General features: G+C 32.2%; 20 protein-coding genes and 4 pseudogenes. All 24 read right to left on the reverse strand.

The features are described from left to right. Positions 1-886, reverse strand: an 886-nt coding sequence (locus tag ACXY7N_RS29895; protein WP_488592843.1) for a PoNi-like cognate immunity protein, incomplete at its 3' end; no start/stop codon positions are given. A gap of 284 nt (positions 887-1,170) precedes the next feature. Next, positions 1,171-1,629, reverse strand: a complete 459-nt coding sequence (locus ACXY7N_RS29900) for a hypothetical protein (RefSeq protein ID WP_016087349.1) — start codon at positions 1,627-1,629, stop codon at positions 1,171-1,173. Then, a complete protein-coding gene (locus ACXY7N_RS29905) occupies positions 1,629-2,075 on the reverse strand; it encodes a hypothetical protein (protein WP_000361832.1) in 447 nt (148 codons plus the stop codon). Before ACXY7N_RS29905 ends, ACXY7N_RS29900 begins: the two co-directional genes overlap by 1 nt. A gap of 237 nt (positions 2,076-2,312) precedes the next feature. Further along, positions 2,313-2,701 (reverse strand): annotated as a pseudogene (gene cdiI, locus ACXY7N_RS29910) (ribonuclease toxin immunity protein CdiI). 238 nt (positions 2,702-2,939) lie between these two features. Continuing rightward, positions 2,940-3,467, reverse strand: a complete 528-nt coding sequence (locus ACXY7N_RS29915) for a hypothetical protein (RefSeq protein WP_098486823.1) — start codon at positions 3,465-3,467, stop codon at positions 2,940-2,942. 885 nt (positions 3,468-4,352) lie between these two features. Beyond that, a complete protein-coding gene (locus ACXY7N_RS29920; RefSeq protein WP_488592844.1) occupies positions 4,353-4,808 on the reverse strand; it encodes a hypothetical protein in 456 nt (151 codons plus the stop codon). A gap of 16 nt (positions 4,809-4,824) precedes the next feature. Then, a complete protein-coding gene (locus tag ACXY7N_RS29925; protein ID WP_488592848.1) occupies positions 4,825-5,112 on the reverse strand; it encodes a hypothetical protein in 288 nt (95 codons plus the stop codon). Further along, a complete protein-coding gene (locus ACXY7N_RS29930; protein WP_088083903.1) occupies positions 5,109-5,669 on the reverse strand; it encodes an RNA 2'-phosphotransferase in 561 nt (186 codons plus the stop codon). Before ACXY7N_RS29930 ends, ACXY7N_RS29925 begins: the two co-directional genes overlap by 4 nt. After that, positions 5,662-6,021, reverse strand: coding sequence for a hypothetical protein (locus tag ACXY7N_RS29935; protein WP_488592845.1), 360 nt, complete (start codon positions 6,019-6,021; stop codon positions 5,662-5,664). Before ACXY7N_RS29935 ends, ACXY7N_RS29930 begins: the two co-directional genes overlap by 8 nt. Positions 6,022-6,038: 17 nt before the next feature. Beyond that, positions 6,039-6,371: pseudogene (locus tag ACXY7N_RS29940) on the reverse strand (hypothetical protein); the annotation flags it as partial. Positions 6,372-6,573: 202 nt separating this feature from the next. Continuing rightward, positions 6,574-6,912 carry a hypothetical protein gene (locus tag ACXY7N_RS29945; protein ID WP_000872895.1) on the reverse strand — a complete coding sequence of 113 codons (339 nt, stop codon included), beginning with the start codon at positions 6,910-6,912 and terminating at the stop codon, positions 6,574-6,576. A gap of 16 nt (positions 6,913-6,928) precedes the next feature. Beyond that, positions 6,929-7,300 (reverse strand): annotated as a pseudogene (locus ACXY7N_RS29950) (polymorphic toxin type 50 domain-containing protein); the annotation flags it as partial. 481 nt (positions 7,301-7,781) lie between these two features. Beyond that, the gene (locus tag ACXY7N_RS29955; RefSeq protein ID WP_088083906.1) at positions 7,782-8,171 is read right to left on the reverse strand and encodes an Imm50 family immunity protein; all 390 of its coding nucleotides are present in this window, start codon (positions 8,169-8,171) and stop codon (positions 7,782-7,784) included. Between the two features lie 15 nt (positions 8,172-8,186). Further along, a complete protein-coding gene (locus ACXY7N_RS29960; protein WP_088083917.1) occupies positions 8,187-8,330 on the reverse strand; it encodes an HNH/endonuclease VII fold putative polymorphic toxin in 144 nt (47 codons plus the stop codon). Next, positions 8,299-9,033: a hypothetical protein gene (locus ACXY7N_RS29965; protein WP_404977437.1), complete on the reverse strand. Its 735-nt coding sequence runs from the start codon at positions 9,031-9,033 to the stop codon at positions 8,299-8,301. Before ACXY7N_RS29965 ends, ACXY7N_RS29960 begins: the two co-directional genes overlap by 32 nt. 232 nt (positions 9,034-9,265) lie before the next feature. Then, entirely contained in the window at positions 9,266-9,604 is a 339-nt protein-coding gene (locus ACXY7N_RS29970) for a hypothetical protein (RefSeq protein ID WP_116349107.1), read from the reverse strand. Positions 9,605-9,624: 20 nt separating this feature from the next. After that, a pseudogene (locus tag ACXY7N_RS29975) lies at positions 9,625-10,008 on the reverse strand (polymorphic toxin type 50 domain-containing protein); the annotation flags it as partial. A gap of 909 nt (positions 10,009-10,917) precedes the next feature. Beyond that, entirely contained in the window at positions 10,918-11,220 is a 303-nt protein-coding gene (locus tag ACXY7N_RS29980; RefSeq protein ID WP_064057052.1) for a hypothetical protein, read from the reverse strand. Positions 11,221-11,243: 23 nt separating this feature from the next. Beyond that, positions 11,244-11,519, reverse strand: coding sequence for an EndoU domain-containing protein (locus tag ACXY7N_RS29985; protein WP_064057051.1), 276 nt, complete (start codon positions 11,517-11,519; stop codon positions 11,244-11,246). 442 nt (positions 11,520-11,961) lie between these two features. After that, positions 11,962-12,231, reverse strand: a complete 270-nt coding sequence (locus ACXY7N_RS29990) for a hypothetical protein (protein WP_001000170.1) — start codon at positions 12,229-12,231, stop codon at positions 11,962-11,964. A gap of 64 nt (positions 12,232-12,295) precedes the next feature. Further along, positions 12,296-12,967, reverse strand: a complete 672-nt coding sequence (locus ACXY7N_RS29995; protein ID WP_488592846.1) for a hypothetical protein — start codon at positions 12,965-12,967, stop codon at positions 12,296-12,298. 365 nt (positions 12,968-13,332) lie between these two features. Further along, a complete protein-coding gene (locus ACXY7N_RS30000; protein WP_088083908.1) occupies positions 13,333-13,866 on the reverse strand; it encodes an SMI1/KNR4 family protein in 534 nt (177 codons plus the stop codon). Between the two features lie 12 nt (positions 13,867-13,878). After that, positions 13,879-14,277 (reverse strand): DNA/RNA non-specific endonuclease, encoded by a 399-nt coding sequence (locus tag ACXY7N_RS30005; protein WP_223261018.1) that lies wholly within the window; start codon positions 14,275-14,277, stop codon positions 13,879-13,881. Between the two features lie 119 nt (positions 14,278-14,396). Continuing rightward, a partial coding sequence (locus ACXY7N_RS30010) for a transposase (RefSeq protein ID WP_488592847.1) occupies positions 14,397-14,982 on the reverse strand: 586 nt, incomplete at its 5' end.

Consider the following 14,982-nt stretch of genomic DNA (forward strand, 5'->3'; position numbering starts at 1 on the left):
GGATCAATTCATTGACCAATGAATGCCATTTTGGAGGAATAATATTTTCCAATGCAGGATTATTTTCAATTCCTTCTACTATATCCTCGATTTCTTCTGTCTCATCTTCATAGTGATATTCACTTAGGTCTATATGTTTAAATTTCATTTCATTTTTATAATGTGCCAAATCATATGGATAGTGATTATTATCTTTTAAACTTGTATCATCAAGTTCGAGTATCTTTACTAGTGCAGCTGTCTCAAAGCTCCAGTACCCTACATATCCAGGTTCTTTATGCGCATTTTTCCATTCATAATCATAATGGCCTCTAAACCATTCTTTCTCCATATACGTTTTCAATCTTTTAGACGCTTCTTTTTTATCTGTTTGTGCAAATTCTATCATCTCTCTCGTATTTGCATATGGATTTTCTTTATAATATCTGTTCGTCATGTTTGTGTATCCGATATCACTAGCGCATAAGAGAAAATTAATTACTGCGTCGTTCATATTTTTTTTATCAACTATCTTTTTTAATCTTTCTATATTCTTTTTATCCGTTTCTAATAGAATTCCTAAGGAAATCATCCAAATTAGACTTAAATATCCAATTTCCCTACTCCCTGTATTCTCTAAATCATAAATTGCATTATGAAAATCTTCTTCTATTACACTAATGTCTTCCCCTAAAGAATACTTTGCCCTAATATCCTCCATCTCATATCTAAAATTGGCTAGATAGGTCCCTTCTATAATACTCTTATTATCTTTAGAATATCTTTGAATATCATTTTTTTCATCTTCTTCTAAACTTTTAATCTCTTCTCTATTTTCTTCAATAAACTCTTTATGATACTCTATTCCCCTTTTACATTTTTCTTCTATACATAATTGATCTCTCATTCTATTTGATTCCTCCTAGCTTCTAAATTATGGCCATTCTCCAATTATGTCTCCCTTTACATCTATCCTAAATGTTTTCACATTTCCACTACTATCAAGTTTATTATCTTGCAGTACAGTTTAACATTCACTTTCTAATTTCCAATTTATACAAAAATAATAACATATCTATAGATTTCGAATAAAGGAAATATTTATTTGAGAGCAATAAAAAAACCTTAAGGTAATTACCTTGAGGCTCAAAAATCACGAGTTCATTAGTTTCATGTTTATATTCAAAAGAGTTACCTCTCCTCTTTGCACAAATATAGGTATTGGCCAAACTCGGGGAATATATCCCAATTTCTAGATACATCATCTTTTATCTCTCGTTCTTCTACTTCACCAGTTTTAGAATCTTTTTGTTCCATAGCAATATGACCATTTTCTTGATACCCCAAAATCATACTTTTTAACTGTGTATCCCCGTCATATTCCCAATACATTATTGTCCTTAGGAATACTCTATTATCTTCTTTAACAATAAAATCGTAGTGTAAATATTTACGAAGAAAATCATCCAAAAAACTTACCGATACCCATTTATCAGTGACATTTACTAAATACTTTGGCTGCTCTCCATCATTGAGAACAGCAGTATAAGAATGTCGATTTCCATGAAGTATCTTGGCTGCATTCTCATCAATAATATTCCAAGGCTTCTTCTTTATATTAGACCACTTATCACAATAATAAATTTCCATTAATTATACACCTTCCCATTAATATCACGAATAATAATCCCTTTCTCATTCGCCTCTTCAATAATTTTTTGTGGAACTGGTTTTGTTTGTACAGGGACTTCCAAAATTAATTCTCCATCTAGTCGACCACCTTTTAAAGCATTAGGATTAAATTTACCTGAAGAAATTTCTGAACCGGAAGAATACTTTTTAGTAAACTCACTTAAATAACTTAATGCCGTCTTTTCTTTTACTTCAGCCAATTGGATAAATTTCCTCGAGACAATTTCTTCACCCGGAATATAAGAATCCACAACATATTTCTTCCTATTGATTTCCTTTTTCTCTAACTCTACTTCATTATAAGGATATCGAGAGCGCTTTTCCTTATTAAATCTATTCCCTGCTTCCCATTGTTTTTTCACAAAATCGGGTATTGATTTCTTTTTAGATAGTGTTTTATCCATACCCTTATAGTTGTTATCTCATGCTAATGTTTAATTGGGGATTTTTTCAATACACTCAACAAAAGAGACCTCAAATATGAGGTCTCTTTTGTTGACTCTTCTTCATCTATAACTTCCTCTTTACTAATTCAATACCAGACAATCTGCCTTATTGAAATATACTACAATACCAATGAAAACATATTTTTGAAAAAGTTCTTTTCTGCCCTCAGAATTTAGCAAAATAGCTATAAGCTATTACAAATTTAAGCTGCGCTTAACTTGCACTAATAAGTCTATTAATCCATTTCTTTCTGGATTTTTTTCCACTTCCTTTTTCACATGTTCTTCCAAATAATTATAAAAAGTTTCAAAGTCCAAATACAATTGTTGTTCAGACTCAACAGCTGGAGAATCTAATTCAACTAACACATGTTTATCATCTAAAGGTGTAGGTAGCTGTGACATATCAAATTCATCTAAATCAGATTGAAAATGAACGAATACTATTTCTTGTCCAAACCCCTCCTTTTTTACAAAAAACTCAAAGCTCTTTCCAAGTACTTACCGTTTATAAAGTTAAAATATATTGACATCAATTCATCATTTTTCTCTTTATCTTCAATAAATTCATAATTACTATTCATTTTATCCTCCTATAAATATTGTATCTTAATATCCTCGGCAACGCTGGCTCCCTTACTCCACCCTCTTAAACCCCACAGGGAAAATTCACCCATAGGGTATTATAACCGTTTACTAACGAGGGCCTCTCTTTTCAATGAGGCTACATTTTCGAACTGTAATCACTTCTTAATAACTACTAATCTACCTCTATTATTTGTATCCCTTCTTTGGTTTCTGCACAATCATTAATGCTTCTTTTTAATACTCATCTTCAAATAAACAATTATATATAGTAACACCTGTTTCCTTTAACTCTAACGAAACATCCTCCACTTCAATACTTAACGTTTCTTTATCAAGATTCTTTATTCCGTTACTATCTAATAATTTTAAAATACTACTTCCTATTTTCTTAGATTCATCATTGTATGGCGAGGACTCTTCAACTAGATCGATTGTGCCATTATTGTACCTATATCTTAAATATTTAACAACTGCATATGGCGCAATTGCCGAAATCATTAGCATTACGCAATTAATTTCTGATTGCTTCCGAACATATTCGCTGAATTCTACACTACCAAAACGAAATTTCACATCTAGTGGTAGAAGAATGTAAGAAAAACATGTTGAATAACTAAAATCAGTAATATTATCAACGTTTATATTGGGTATTTTATTAATTTCTCTATCCCAAAAATGTTTATCAACAAATTTTTTCAAAACATATTGGAAATCCCCTCGCTTATATAACTTATTAACAACTTTTAGTATTTCATCACTCATAATTATTCTCCTTTATTGTACAGGATATCCATGTATATTTCCTTTACCATCCATATGAACCTTTCCCCTTGTTTCTCCATTTTTCCCTGCTCCCACTGCGATTTGGTTGAGACATTATTCCCATGACCAGGAACATGTTTACCCTGTTTACCTGCATCAACTTTTGGAGCTCCTGAAACGCCAGCATCAACATATCCATGACTTACTAGTTTATCATTTTTTCCAATGTTCCTAGCTCCACTGGCTCCCTTGCCTTCACCTTCTTAAACTTCCACAAGCCACCCCACAGGGGAAATTCATCCCATAGGGTAAGTTATAACCGTTTACTAAAGAGGGCCTCTCTTTTCAATGAGGCTACATTTTCGAACTGTAATCACTTCTTAATAACTACTAATCTACCTCTATTATTTGTATCCCTTTAAGTTCTGCACAATTATTAATGCCTCTTTTTTAATACTCATATTCAAATAGACAATTTATATATAGTAACACCTGTTTCCTTTAACTCCAACGAAACATCCTTCACTTCAATACTCAATGTTTCTTTATTAAGATTCTTTATTCCGTTACTATCTAATAATTTTAAAATACTACTTCCTATTTTCTTAAATTCATCATTTGATTCCTCCTAGCTTCTAAATTATCGCCAATCTCTAATAATGTCTCCCATTTCATATATCCTATATGTTTTCACATTTCCACTACTATCAAGTTTATTTTCTTGCAATACAGTTGAACATTCATTTTCTAATTTATACAAAAATAATATATATATTTACTTTGAATAAAAAATGTTTATTCAAAGTTACTAAAAAAACCTCAAGGCATATACCTTAAGGCTCATAAATTAAGAAAATATTCCCTCTATTTTTTTGTCATAATTCTTTACTTTATCATTACTATTAGCAAAGTATCCTCATCAGTTGCAGGTTCATAACCAATTGTTACTTTTTGGATATCATACTCTTTTTTCAAATTAACTAGATAATGCACTAACTTTTTTAACCTTAACTTATTATCATTTCTCTCATCCTTTAATATTTCATTTTCAGGAAAATTAAATACGATATCACCATCTTGTTCATCAAATGAAAATACTATTACTACATTTTTTAATGAAATGCCAAGTTGTAATTCTTCTAAACATACATTTCCTGTGCCTTTTGGTGTTAAAATCTCTTCCATTTTTTTCACTTGAGAAAAATCCAAATCTTTTTCTAAAATATTATCATAAAAATGTGATGATTTAAGTTTTAATGTAGTTAATTTAAGTTCGTCGTAAATTAACTTATCAATACTTCTCTTATTAAAATCACTTAATATAATCTCTAAATTTTCCACTTACACTCCCCCTCTTTCACTGATCAATAAACCCTTTAAAAGTTCCATCAAGGTTCAATCGAACTCCACGTCCATCTGGTAGTTTTTCCTCCAAAAATTCTATTCCTTTAGGACTTTTAATTTTTATAAATCCTCCTGGTTCATCCATTATTTCTTTACGGTGTTTCAATGCAGTTTGATTTATTTGGTCAGGTCCACCTTTAACTTTCCCCAAAATATCTGGATTTCTTCCTGCATGTTTTTGTAAAGCATGACCTACAACAGTCTCCCCACCCTTTTTAGGGGAAGTTGCAGTATTTATTATAGTTTCATTTTAATTGCGATAAATTCACTAGGAATCTCATCTGCTAACCAAACTTTTTCATTTCCTAAATAAAATTTAACGCCTTCTTCTCTAGCTTTTTCAGTATTAACTTCTAAAATAATAGGATGCTTATCTTTTCTTTTCCCCACTAATTCAGCAGTTATAATATCTTCAGAAAGATGAACATATTGTCTAGACATAGGTGATAGCCCATTTGATTCAATAGAATTTAAAAAGCGCGGAGATGTACCATGATAAAGAAATTCAGGTGGAACTCCTTCTTCCTTTACTATTTTCATGGGAATAGAATGTCCATACAAGGCACGAATTTTATTTTCTTTTAGCTCATGCCTTTTTTTCTCAGATTTCTCAATCATTATTTTTAAATCTTCTATCTTCACATCTCTCCATTCAATGGATTGGTGAAGTGCGTGTAAAAGTTGCTCAACAGACACCCACCCATTCTCATCTAACTCCAATTCGTATTCCCATGGAGCATGACGTAAAGCATAAGATACTTCTTTACTTAAATTTTTAAATATTTTTTGATTATTCAATTTCTTTACTCCGATTGTAATCTATCATTTCTTTCATAGCACATTCAACCCAATCCCAAAAGTCATCAAATTCTTTTCTTTGTTCAAAACCTTCAGAAGCAAAATCATGAATAAGTTGAACTTTACTTCCTTTGCCGATCTCAAAACACGCAATGTCATCGTTGTCATCTCTTCTAGCAAAAGGAATTAAATTTCTTTTTGGATATCTTTCCTTTAAATCATGATACCTTCTAGTAGCCTGTTCAGATTTAATTAAATACCATACATCAAAATCAACTAAATTCAATTCCACTAATTTTTGGTAAGGTTCAGGATATACATATATATCTTTATCAACGTAATACTGTTCCATAGCTATAGCACTTCTTTCTATTTCATTTTTTCTAACTCAAAAGAACCCATTGGATTATTATTTCTAAAACTTGCTTTTTGTTTTTGTATTCTTAAATCTAAAGCTTCCCCCCATATCTTAGGCGTACCTTTAGGAGTTGTAAATCTAGTAACCATATCTGTTGGGAGAGGATCGCTATAGTTTCTAATAGTTGCTTGAACTTCTATTCCAACCTCTCTAGCTGCAGCAACTATACTGTCTGCCACATCGTCCCAAGCATTTCTAACCGGAGATTTCTCCTCAATTATGTTATTTGTTTCTATATCTTTAATTGACAGATCATTTTTTCGGGTTGTTTCTTCTATAATCCCCTAAGTTCTTCTCATTGTTTTTTCACAAAATCGGCATTGAGATTTCTTATTAGATATCCTAAGTACACTCATACTCTCATCCGTCTCTTTTTCTTATAGCCAATTTTATACCATCGATGAACACCCTTTACAGGTGTAAAAACATAGAAAAAACCTTGATTGGTATATATGCCAATCAAGGTCTCATTTTAAATACCACCTATTATTTACATATTTCTCTTTCCCATACTCTTTTTCCGTCAGTTAAAAATACTGCAATTGGTGGATCATCATAGAGAGAAATTTCAACTAACGAGCCTTTCTTTTGTATTAACCAATTATATAAACTATTTTCTTCCCTAGTAGGATGCGCTAAAATATCATTCACTTGAAATGTAACGGCATAGTATTCGGTATAATTCACATCATCGTCATCTAACCCATTGTCTGTTTCAAAAAGCGTGTCTGGTTCACCAATAATTTTCAATCCACTTTCCCACTCTATTATCAAGTCTCTATCTTTATACTCTTTTAACGTTTTTATTAAAGGATCATATTTCATGTATATCCCCCTCTTATTACTTCTTTAGTGGTTCTGAAGGCACTATATGTGCTCCGTCTTTTCCATAATGAATCATTCCTCTAGTAGTTTCAAGGTATTCACCAGTATCACGATCATAGTATTTTCCAATTGTTTTACCAAAGTCTACTCTTTCTTTTTTACCGTTTGGTAGTAGTTGACCTTTCCCGGCGAACTTATCAACCAATTCTTGTGCTATTTTATTATCGCCATAGAAAATGCTCTTATTTTTTCCATTTGCTAATTCTTGTTTATAGTTCGGTGTATCGGGAATATGCTTCTCTTGAGCTCCTGCTTTCACTTTTATTGGATAACCATTTACTTCACGGTATGGACCTTTAGGTACTGAATCTTTTCCATAAGAAGGTATTCGATTACTCGCACCCTTACCTCCACCAGAAGACTGGATTTTTTGAATAGTATCCTTAGTATTTTGAATCGATTTATCCCATACAAATCCACCATGTGCAAAAAGACTAGCCCCAGCAGCTGTTGCTGCTATATCTAATGGAATAACAATTGGTGATGCTAACCCACCAGTTCCTACTTCTGCCACAATAGTTAAGAAATTATATCCGCCTATGAGTGAAATAGCTTCAAACATTTCTACAATGGACCCAGCTATTTAATAATATTGTCCTGCTTTTTCTAATGTTTTTTGACATTGAAAAGCATACTATATAACTGCAATTGAAGCCTATGTGTATGTAAAGTAAGAGTTACAAAAGAGCATCCACTTAAAGGATGCTCTTTTGTATAATATATTCTTTACAGTTTGCTTATCGCTTCTATTTAAGTTACTATACTTATCTACTAAAAATCTTGAAAAACGTTGATCCAATTAAAGCTAACTATTCCATGGTATCAATATAGCCACTAACAGATTGTATGATACCATAGTCAGCTTTAAGATTCATACATACAGAACCTAATATATTAATGTTAAATTTCCCATCTTTGTCTAATTCAATATTAATATCTCCTCTATACTTATTATTAGAAGATTTTAATGTTAATTCCTGTATATCAAAAAAATCTAGTTGGACAAATACGGTATTATAGTTTAAATCTTTCCATTTTTTTGGAGGGTTATCTGCGAATTTAGGTATATTAAAATTTACAGAAATTTTTTTACCTTCATCTTCAATTTTAACTGCCACAATACGTACATCTGACAATGAAGGAGCTTCGTTATATAAATTTGATATAAATCTACTTCCTTCTAAATTAATGTACCACATATAATCACCTCTATGTTATTTATTAAATGGATAATGCTCTTGTGTGCTTTCAAATTTCCCGGTTCGCGGTTTATCTGCAGGTCTCACATTGAAATGCGGTCCCTGTCCACCTTTAGAGTAGCCTGCACTATGATCCTGAATTATTATTTTTTTCCATATTTATTAGTAAAATGATATTCCTTCGTGTGTAAATTACCTTACCATTACTATCTTTAATTACATGACCACCTTCATGATCCGCAGTTCGCATTGGTACACGCTCAATTTTCTCTGGGTGTTGTACCTTTGGAATACCGGCCTCAGATTTTGCCTTATTTAACGCCCCTTTTCTGCTAACATTAACCGTAGTAGTATTACTTGTTCCCTTAACTTTACTTACATGTCCATGAGGAGATGGAGACTCGAATTTTTGAAGAGTATCCTTAGTATTTTGAATCGATTTATCCCATACAAATCCACCATGTGCAAAAAGACTAGCCCTAGTAGCTGTTGCTGCTATATCTAATGGAATAACAATTGGTGATGCTAACCCACCAGTTCCTACTTCTGCCACAATAGTTAAGAAATTAGATCCGCCTATGAGCGAAATAGCTTCAAACATTTCTACAATGGAACCGGCTATTGATATAACATTTCCAGCCAACATTCCAGCTTGGTAAGTTGTCTTACTTTCTAATTTATCATCCTCATGTGGCTGTAGTCCAAGAAAGTTTTCTAGTGCTGCATCACCAGCACCTTGAAAAAATACGATAACTCCATGCAAAAATGATTGAGCATAAAGAGCTGTTTTTTCATGCCATGATCTATTGTCTTCCTGTTCTTGTAAGTTCATTTGTTGTTTTTGCAAAGTAATTTGTTTCATCTTGGTTTGCGAGCTTGTACTTCTATAATCCCCTGAGTTCTTCTCATTGTTTTTTCACAAATCCGGCATTGATTTCTTATTAGATATCCTAAGTACACTCATACTCTCATCCGTCTCTTTTTCTTGTAACCAATTTCGTACCACTGATGAACACCCTTTACAGGTTTTAAAAACATAGAAAAACCTTGAAAAGCATATATGCCAATCAAGGTCTCAGTTTAAATACCACCTATTATTTACATACTTCTCTTTCCCATACTCTTTTGCCGTCAGTTAAAAATACTGAACTAGGTGGATCATCAAAGAGAGAAATTTCAACCAATGAACTTTTTCCTTGTTTCAACCAATTATATACACTGCCTTTGCTATTAGCAGGATGAGATAAAATATGATTTACTTGAAATACAGTTGCATAATATTCTACGTATGCGGGGTTATCATCATCTAATCCATTGTCTGTCTCATAAAATGTGTCTGTTTTACCTACAATTCTTAACCCACTGCTCCACTCTAATATAACTTCTACCCCTTCATGCTCTGTTAATGTTTTAAATAAAGAATCTGCTTCCATAGACATCCTCTTTCTTAATTTTATTCTGATGGTTTTGCTGGTACTATATGGGCACCATCTTTCCCATAATGTATCATTCCTCTATTAATCTCTATATATTGTCCGGTCACAGTGTCATAGTATTTACCTATTGGTTTACCAAAGTCCACTCTTTCTTTATTTTTGGTAACAGTGGTTCCTTTTCCTGCAAACTTATCAAGTAATTCTTGTGCTATTTTATTATCACCATAGAAAATGCTCTTATTTTTTCCATTTGCTAATTCTTGTTTGAAATTTGGCGTATTAGGAATATGTTTCTCTTGAGCACCCGGCTATACTTTAACTGGAAATCCATGTACTTCTTTGTATGTTCCTATAGGTACGGACTTCTTTTCATACGAAGGTAAACCATTACCCGTACCTCGTAATCTTAAAATAAAAGCACTTGTTGCCCATAGGCGACAAGTGCTTTAAGTTCATCTGTTTTTAAGTAGCATAAATTTGTAAGTTTTGTAGCAATATTATGATACCTTTACATGCCATGGAAACCACTACCTTAAAACTTACGAGTTCGTTAGTTCAGTATCATTCCATGTGTTTATATTCATCGCCCAATAAAATGTCATCTCGCTTATGCTCGTACTTCTTTTTCTATTTTATCATTGCACACAGTACTCCATGATAGTACAACCATCATGGAGTATATATTTTCAAACACCTTATTATTTTTTCTGTCTTTTAATTAGTTAAATAGTTTTATTCGGAAATTCCCCCTATGGGGTACACTCATGAAAGTTTACTATAGAAGGTTACTCTTTTCAATGAGACTACGTTTTCGAACTGTAATCATTTCTTAGTAACTACTAATTTACATCAATTACTTGTATTCCTTTAACCTGAGCACAGTCATTAATCTCTTTGATTAAATTGTTTCTATAAACTGATACCGCTCCGTGTATTTCTCTTTCACCATCTGCATCTATATATTCCGGAAATAAAATAAAATTGATTTAATCCATTTTTTTATTATATATTCATTTCCTTCAAATTCACCACATCTGATATGATATGAAGTTATAAAAGATATTATATCTTCATATCATTCCTGTGTATTAATTTCTGCCTGCAAAAATCCTTCTAAAACATTCATAATAATCTCACCTTTGTATTTTATTGGCTAAAAGGAAATTAATTTATACTATCCACCAATAAACAATGTAGTATAACTACAGTCAAATCCGCTTATTATGATTAATTCAACTGTATACACTTTCTTATCTCCTACACTGTTTTTCTTATGAGTTGTGGAATTCAATGATATTAATCACCTAATTTTAGTCCATGTAGCTCTCAGCAATTTGTATATGTTTTTTTAAATTTAGGTCTGGATATCTTTGATCTAACGAGTATAGTATTTCAATATACTTTTTACTTTGCAAATTATAAGCAACTTCTTCGAAAACCTCACTTAATAATAAGAGCTCCTTTTTTGTACATATTTGTAAAAAATTCAAAGTTAAGTTTTCGCTTTCACTCAGTAAGGCTATAAGTTCTTCCCATTTCTGCTCAATTCTTGGATCATTATCATCAAGTAATGCTCGCGACCCTAAGACAATCCTTACTTTTTCCTCAAACATTAATTAAAACCTCCCTGTAAAAATTATGGTAGTAACATATTATCAGGAAAAATAGTTCCTATCTCTCCATTAGTTTTGATTATCCCTATCCTAACGCCATTATAATCGCCAAATATCGTTACACCATCCGCAATATCCTTGTATTCAGGCATATTTGTCACATATTCTCCAGCTTCCCTTATATCTTCCTTAGACCAATTTTCAGGAAACCATGCTTGACCATGCCCACCACCCTTCATTTTTGAAATCTCTCCGGTTTTAGGGTTTCTAGTAAAGTCACCAATGTTTGCATGATCCAAAGATTTTTCACTCACATGTAATTTTGTTTTTACAGTTTCACCCGTACCCTATGTTGTAATCTTAAAATAAAAAGCACTTGTTGTCTTTCATAGACAATCAAGTGCTTTAAGTTCATATGTTTTTAAGTAGTATTAAATTTGTAAGTTTTGTAGTAGTTGTCATGACACCTTTTGTATGTTATGACAATTACTACGTTAAACCTTACGAGTTTGTACGAGTTCGTTAGTTTTATGCCCATTCCAGGTATTTATATTTATCAACTAATCACTATGAGTTGTAATCTCAGATTCTCTTTTCCCTAAAAATAAAACATCATATCTATTACGCTTCATCAAACAGACATCCCGATTTGTATAATTATTTTCGGATATAAATAAAAATATTAAATAACTAAATCAATTTGGCAGCTGAATAGTTACCTTATTTTCTCCTGAAAACACATTAAAAATCTAGTTTATTTAAATCATTATGTTTTATAAATCGAGCTACTTCCATTTCTAAATCAATTCTATTAATATTTTTATCAAAAATAAATCCCATTTTTCCATTATATTTTTTTAATTTAGTTGGCATATCCCAATACTCCATCTCATTTTCAAACTCATATAATCCAAAAGTAAGGCACATGTTTCTTCCTTTTTTTTCAAAAAAAATAATTATGTTATCTTTATCAAAGTCTTCATAAATAATATTTATTTTAGTGTCATTCATTCTTGCACACCTTCCCAAGTAGTATAAATTACTAGATTATCATTTTTAACCATACAATAAATTATTACTTACTCCCGATTCTATATAAATGATAATATTTATCATATAAACCACAACATGCATCCATTCCTGGGTTTGCACTCATTGACTTTTCGATCACTTTTTCCCATGAACCATACTTATTAAATGAAGAATCTGCCGTTGGACCATGTGGATTACCATATTTAACCTCATTTCTAGCCATTACACGCTCTAGCCCTTTTGGATCATCTATATAATCATTTAATTGATTCTGATTTCTTTGATTATTTACCGCTCTTGCAATTTCTTCAATTGAATTTCCCTCATTCTTCATTTTATTAACTAGTTCTATAATATTATCATTTTTATCATGATAACTCTGCCTTCTTACAGTTGCCTGAGCCACTTGTTCTGGATTTGTCCAGTCTAGTGCATCAGCAAATCCACCTATACTCTCCGATTTTGGATTTGGAGAAAACCCATAAACTGCATCGGGATTTTCATGTATATCTTTTGCCACCTTTGGATTATCCATAGGATTATTCTTATAAGTAAATCTAGTATCACCCGTACCCTTAGCACCATCTTTTGACTTCGCAAACTTATAATAAGCTTCTATCAATTCACCTTGAGGTATTTTGGTTACAATAGTTCCACCAACACTAGAGAATGCATAGGACGCATCCCTCTTAAATGATTGTAACATTTCAAGCATTGGCTTCAATTCTTTTGCTAGTGTTACTGCATTAGCAATTGTACTTACTCCACTTGATGCTTTTGCTCCTTTTGCGATATGGCCTATTTTTATTTAGTGCCTTATCGCCTAATATTGTGGTAGCTATTTGCCTTGATCCAAGGAGAGATATAATATTTGTTATTCAAATCCATAAAAAGAAATCAACACTTATGAATTGTGATTTCTTTTAACAGATAACTATTTTCCTGTAAGGTTTGTCGCTATATTTGAATATCAATTTACTATCATATTTTTTTGATTCACACGTGAAATTTCTCAAAGAATAAAACCTTTTAGTTTACTAAAAAACCTTGAAAGGCACATAGCCAATCAAGGTTAAATAACTACTCAACATTTACTGAAACAAATGTAGTTTCATCACTTGGAAAATCATCAGGAAATGCATTGCATATTAATTCTTTCATTATTATTTGATATAAAAATTCTACCATCGTAAGTGAGTAAGTATAATTCTCTGGTGATCTCGATTCGTATACTACAATTTTCCATTCATCAGGTTTTCCATCTGTTAACCAGTACAATTCATCACCATTATCAGTGTATGCCCATGGAAGTATCCCCCCACTTGAAGGGTAAACATCATGTTTGTAATATTGCGGAAAATTTTTCTTAGATTGAATATATGAATCTTTCATTTCCTTCTGCCTACCAAGATAATTTACATTTTCATCGTTTACAAAAGGTGTTAATATCCACAAAAAATTGTCAATACCGCCTGTGCCATAAATTTCAATAAATTTTACATAGTCTGTAGGCAATTCCGTACCAAGAGCGCCGAAAAATTCTCCCCATTGTTCTTTATCCCCAGTTTTTTGTGGAAATTCTGGAGGAGGGAGTATTTTAATTAACTTATCCAAATAAATCGACTCCTATTTTTTATTTATTATTGTAACATCTAAAGAAAAATCATTTGTTCCCCTTGCTTTTAACGTAACACCTTTAGGCATTAAATTATTGCCCTCATATATCGGAATTGATTGGTATCTTACAACTTCACCTTTTTCAACAGCTGCTCGGACAGAACTCTCAAAATCTCTCATAATAGGTGAATTTACAGGTGTTTGATAAAGTGTGACTAAATTCCGAGCATCTTTTCCAGAGCCACCTAACTGGTTACCTAATAAATGCCCTCGGGCATGACCTGGACTCCCTGGTCCACCACCTAAGAAACCAGGAGGTTTAATTGATTGGCTAGCTTTACTACCAGTACCAATCATGTCCTGTGTAATTGTAGCTGTTACTCCAGTTGGTCGATCCAGGTTATCCAATTCACCAAAAATAACATTTTTAGGCGAATTTTGAGTTATTTTAGATATTCCTAGATCACCCGTACCTATGTTGTAATCTTAAACTCTCACAATAAAAAAGCTAACCATGTAAACCCTTATTAAACTACTTCTTTTTCTTCCACTATCGGCAATTCATAAGCTGTTTTATATTTCATCATGCCATATACAATGTTTACAAGCCTTCTCATAATACATACCAATGCTTGTCCTTTTGTTTTTCCTTCTTTAAGCTTCTTTTGATAGTATGCATGAAACACTGGATTTCGTGGCATCTTACTTCCTTTTGCTACTTGCACTTGCTGTACTGCTAAATTATAAAATAGAGCGTGTAGCGCCCTGTTTCCTTGTTTGCTTTTATGTGTCTTACCTTTTCCACCAGAACCAAAGTAAACAGGCGCAATCCCCGCAAATCTTGCTAATTTATTGGCATTTAGAAATCGTCTTATATCTCCTATCTCAGCTATTAATGCTGATGCCGTCACAAGTTCTATTCCCGGCATCGTTTCTAATTGATAATCTAGTAGATTTACTAGCTGTTTTAATTCTCTCTCGATGTATTTCATTTCTTTCTTTTTAAACTCAATATCCCGTACAATACTTCCTACTAAAAAGTCTCGTGTTTCTTGATACTCTTTCATTGTTTGTCCATCTTCTTTTACAAGTTTTAATATGTCGCTTGCTTTC

The sequence above is a fragment of the Bacillus sp. 5w2 genome (genome assembly GCF_054353775.1).

Coding starts and splice junctions, on each gene's coding strand:
- ACXY7N_RS29900 (WP_016087349.1), bottom strand. CDS start 1,629: ATGGAAATTTATTATTGTGATAAGTGGTCTAATATAAAGAAGAAGCCT.
- ACXY7N_RS29905 (WP_000361832.1), bottom strand. CDS start 2,075: ATGGATAAAACACTATCTAAAAAGAAATCAATACCCGATTTTGTGAAA.
- ACXY7N_RS29915 (WP_098486823.1), bottom strand. CDS start 3,467: ATGAGTGATGAAATACTAAAAGTTGTTAATAAGTTATATAAGCGAGGG.
- ACXY7N_RS29935 (WP_488592845.1), bottom strand. CDS start 6,021: ATGGAACAGTATTACGTTGATAAAGATATATATGTATATCCTGAACCT.
- ACXY7N_RS29945 (WP_000872895.1), bottom strand. CDS start 6,912: ATGAAATATGATCCTTTAATAAAAACGTTAAAAGAGTATAAAGATAGA.
- ACXY7N_RS29955 (WP_088083906.1), bottom strand. CDS start 8,171: ATGTGGTACATTAATTTAGAAGGAAGTAGATTTATATCAAATTTATAT.
- ACXY7N_RS29965 (WP_404977437.1), bottom strand. CDS start 9,033: ATGAAACAAATTACTTTGCAAAAACAACAAATGAACTTACAAGAACAG.
- ACXY7N_RS29970 (WP_116349107.1), bottom strand. CDS start 9,604: ATGGAAGCAGATTCTTTATTTAAAACATTAACAGAGCATGAAGGGGTA.
- ACXY7N_RS29980 (WP_064057052.1), bottom strand. CDS start 11,220: ATGTTTGAGGAAAAAGTAAGGATTGTCTTAGGGTCGCGAGCATTACTT.
- ACXY7N_RS29990 (WP_001000170.1), bottom strand. CDS start 12,231: ATGAATGACACTAAAATAAATATTATTTATGAAGACTTTGATAAAGAT.
- ACXY7N_RS29995 (WP_488592846.1), bottom strand. CDS start 12,967: ATGCTTGAAATGTTACAATCATTTAAGAGGGATGCGTCCTATGCATTC.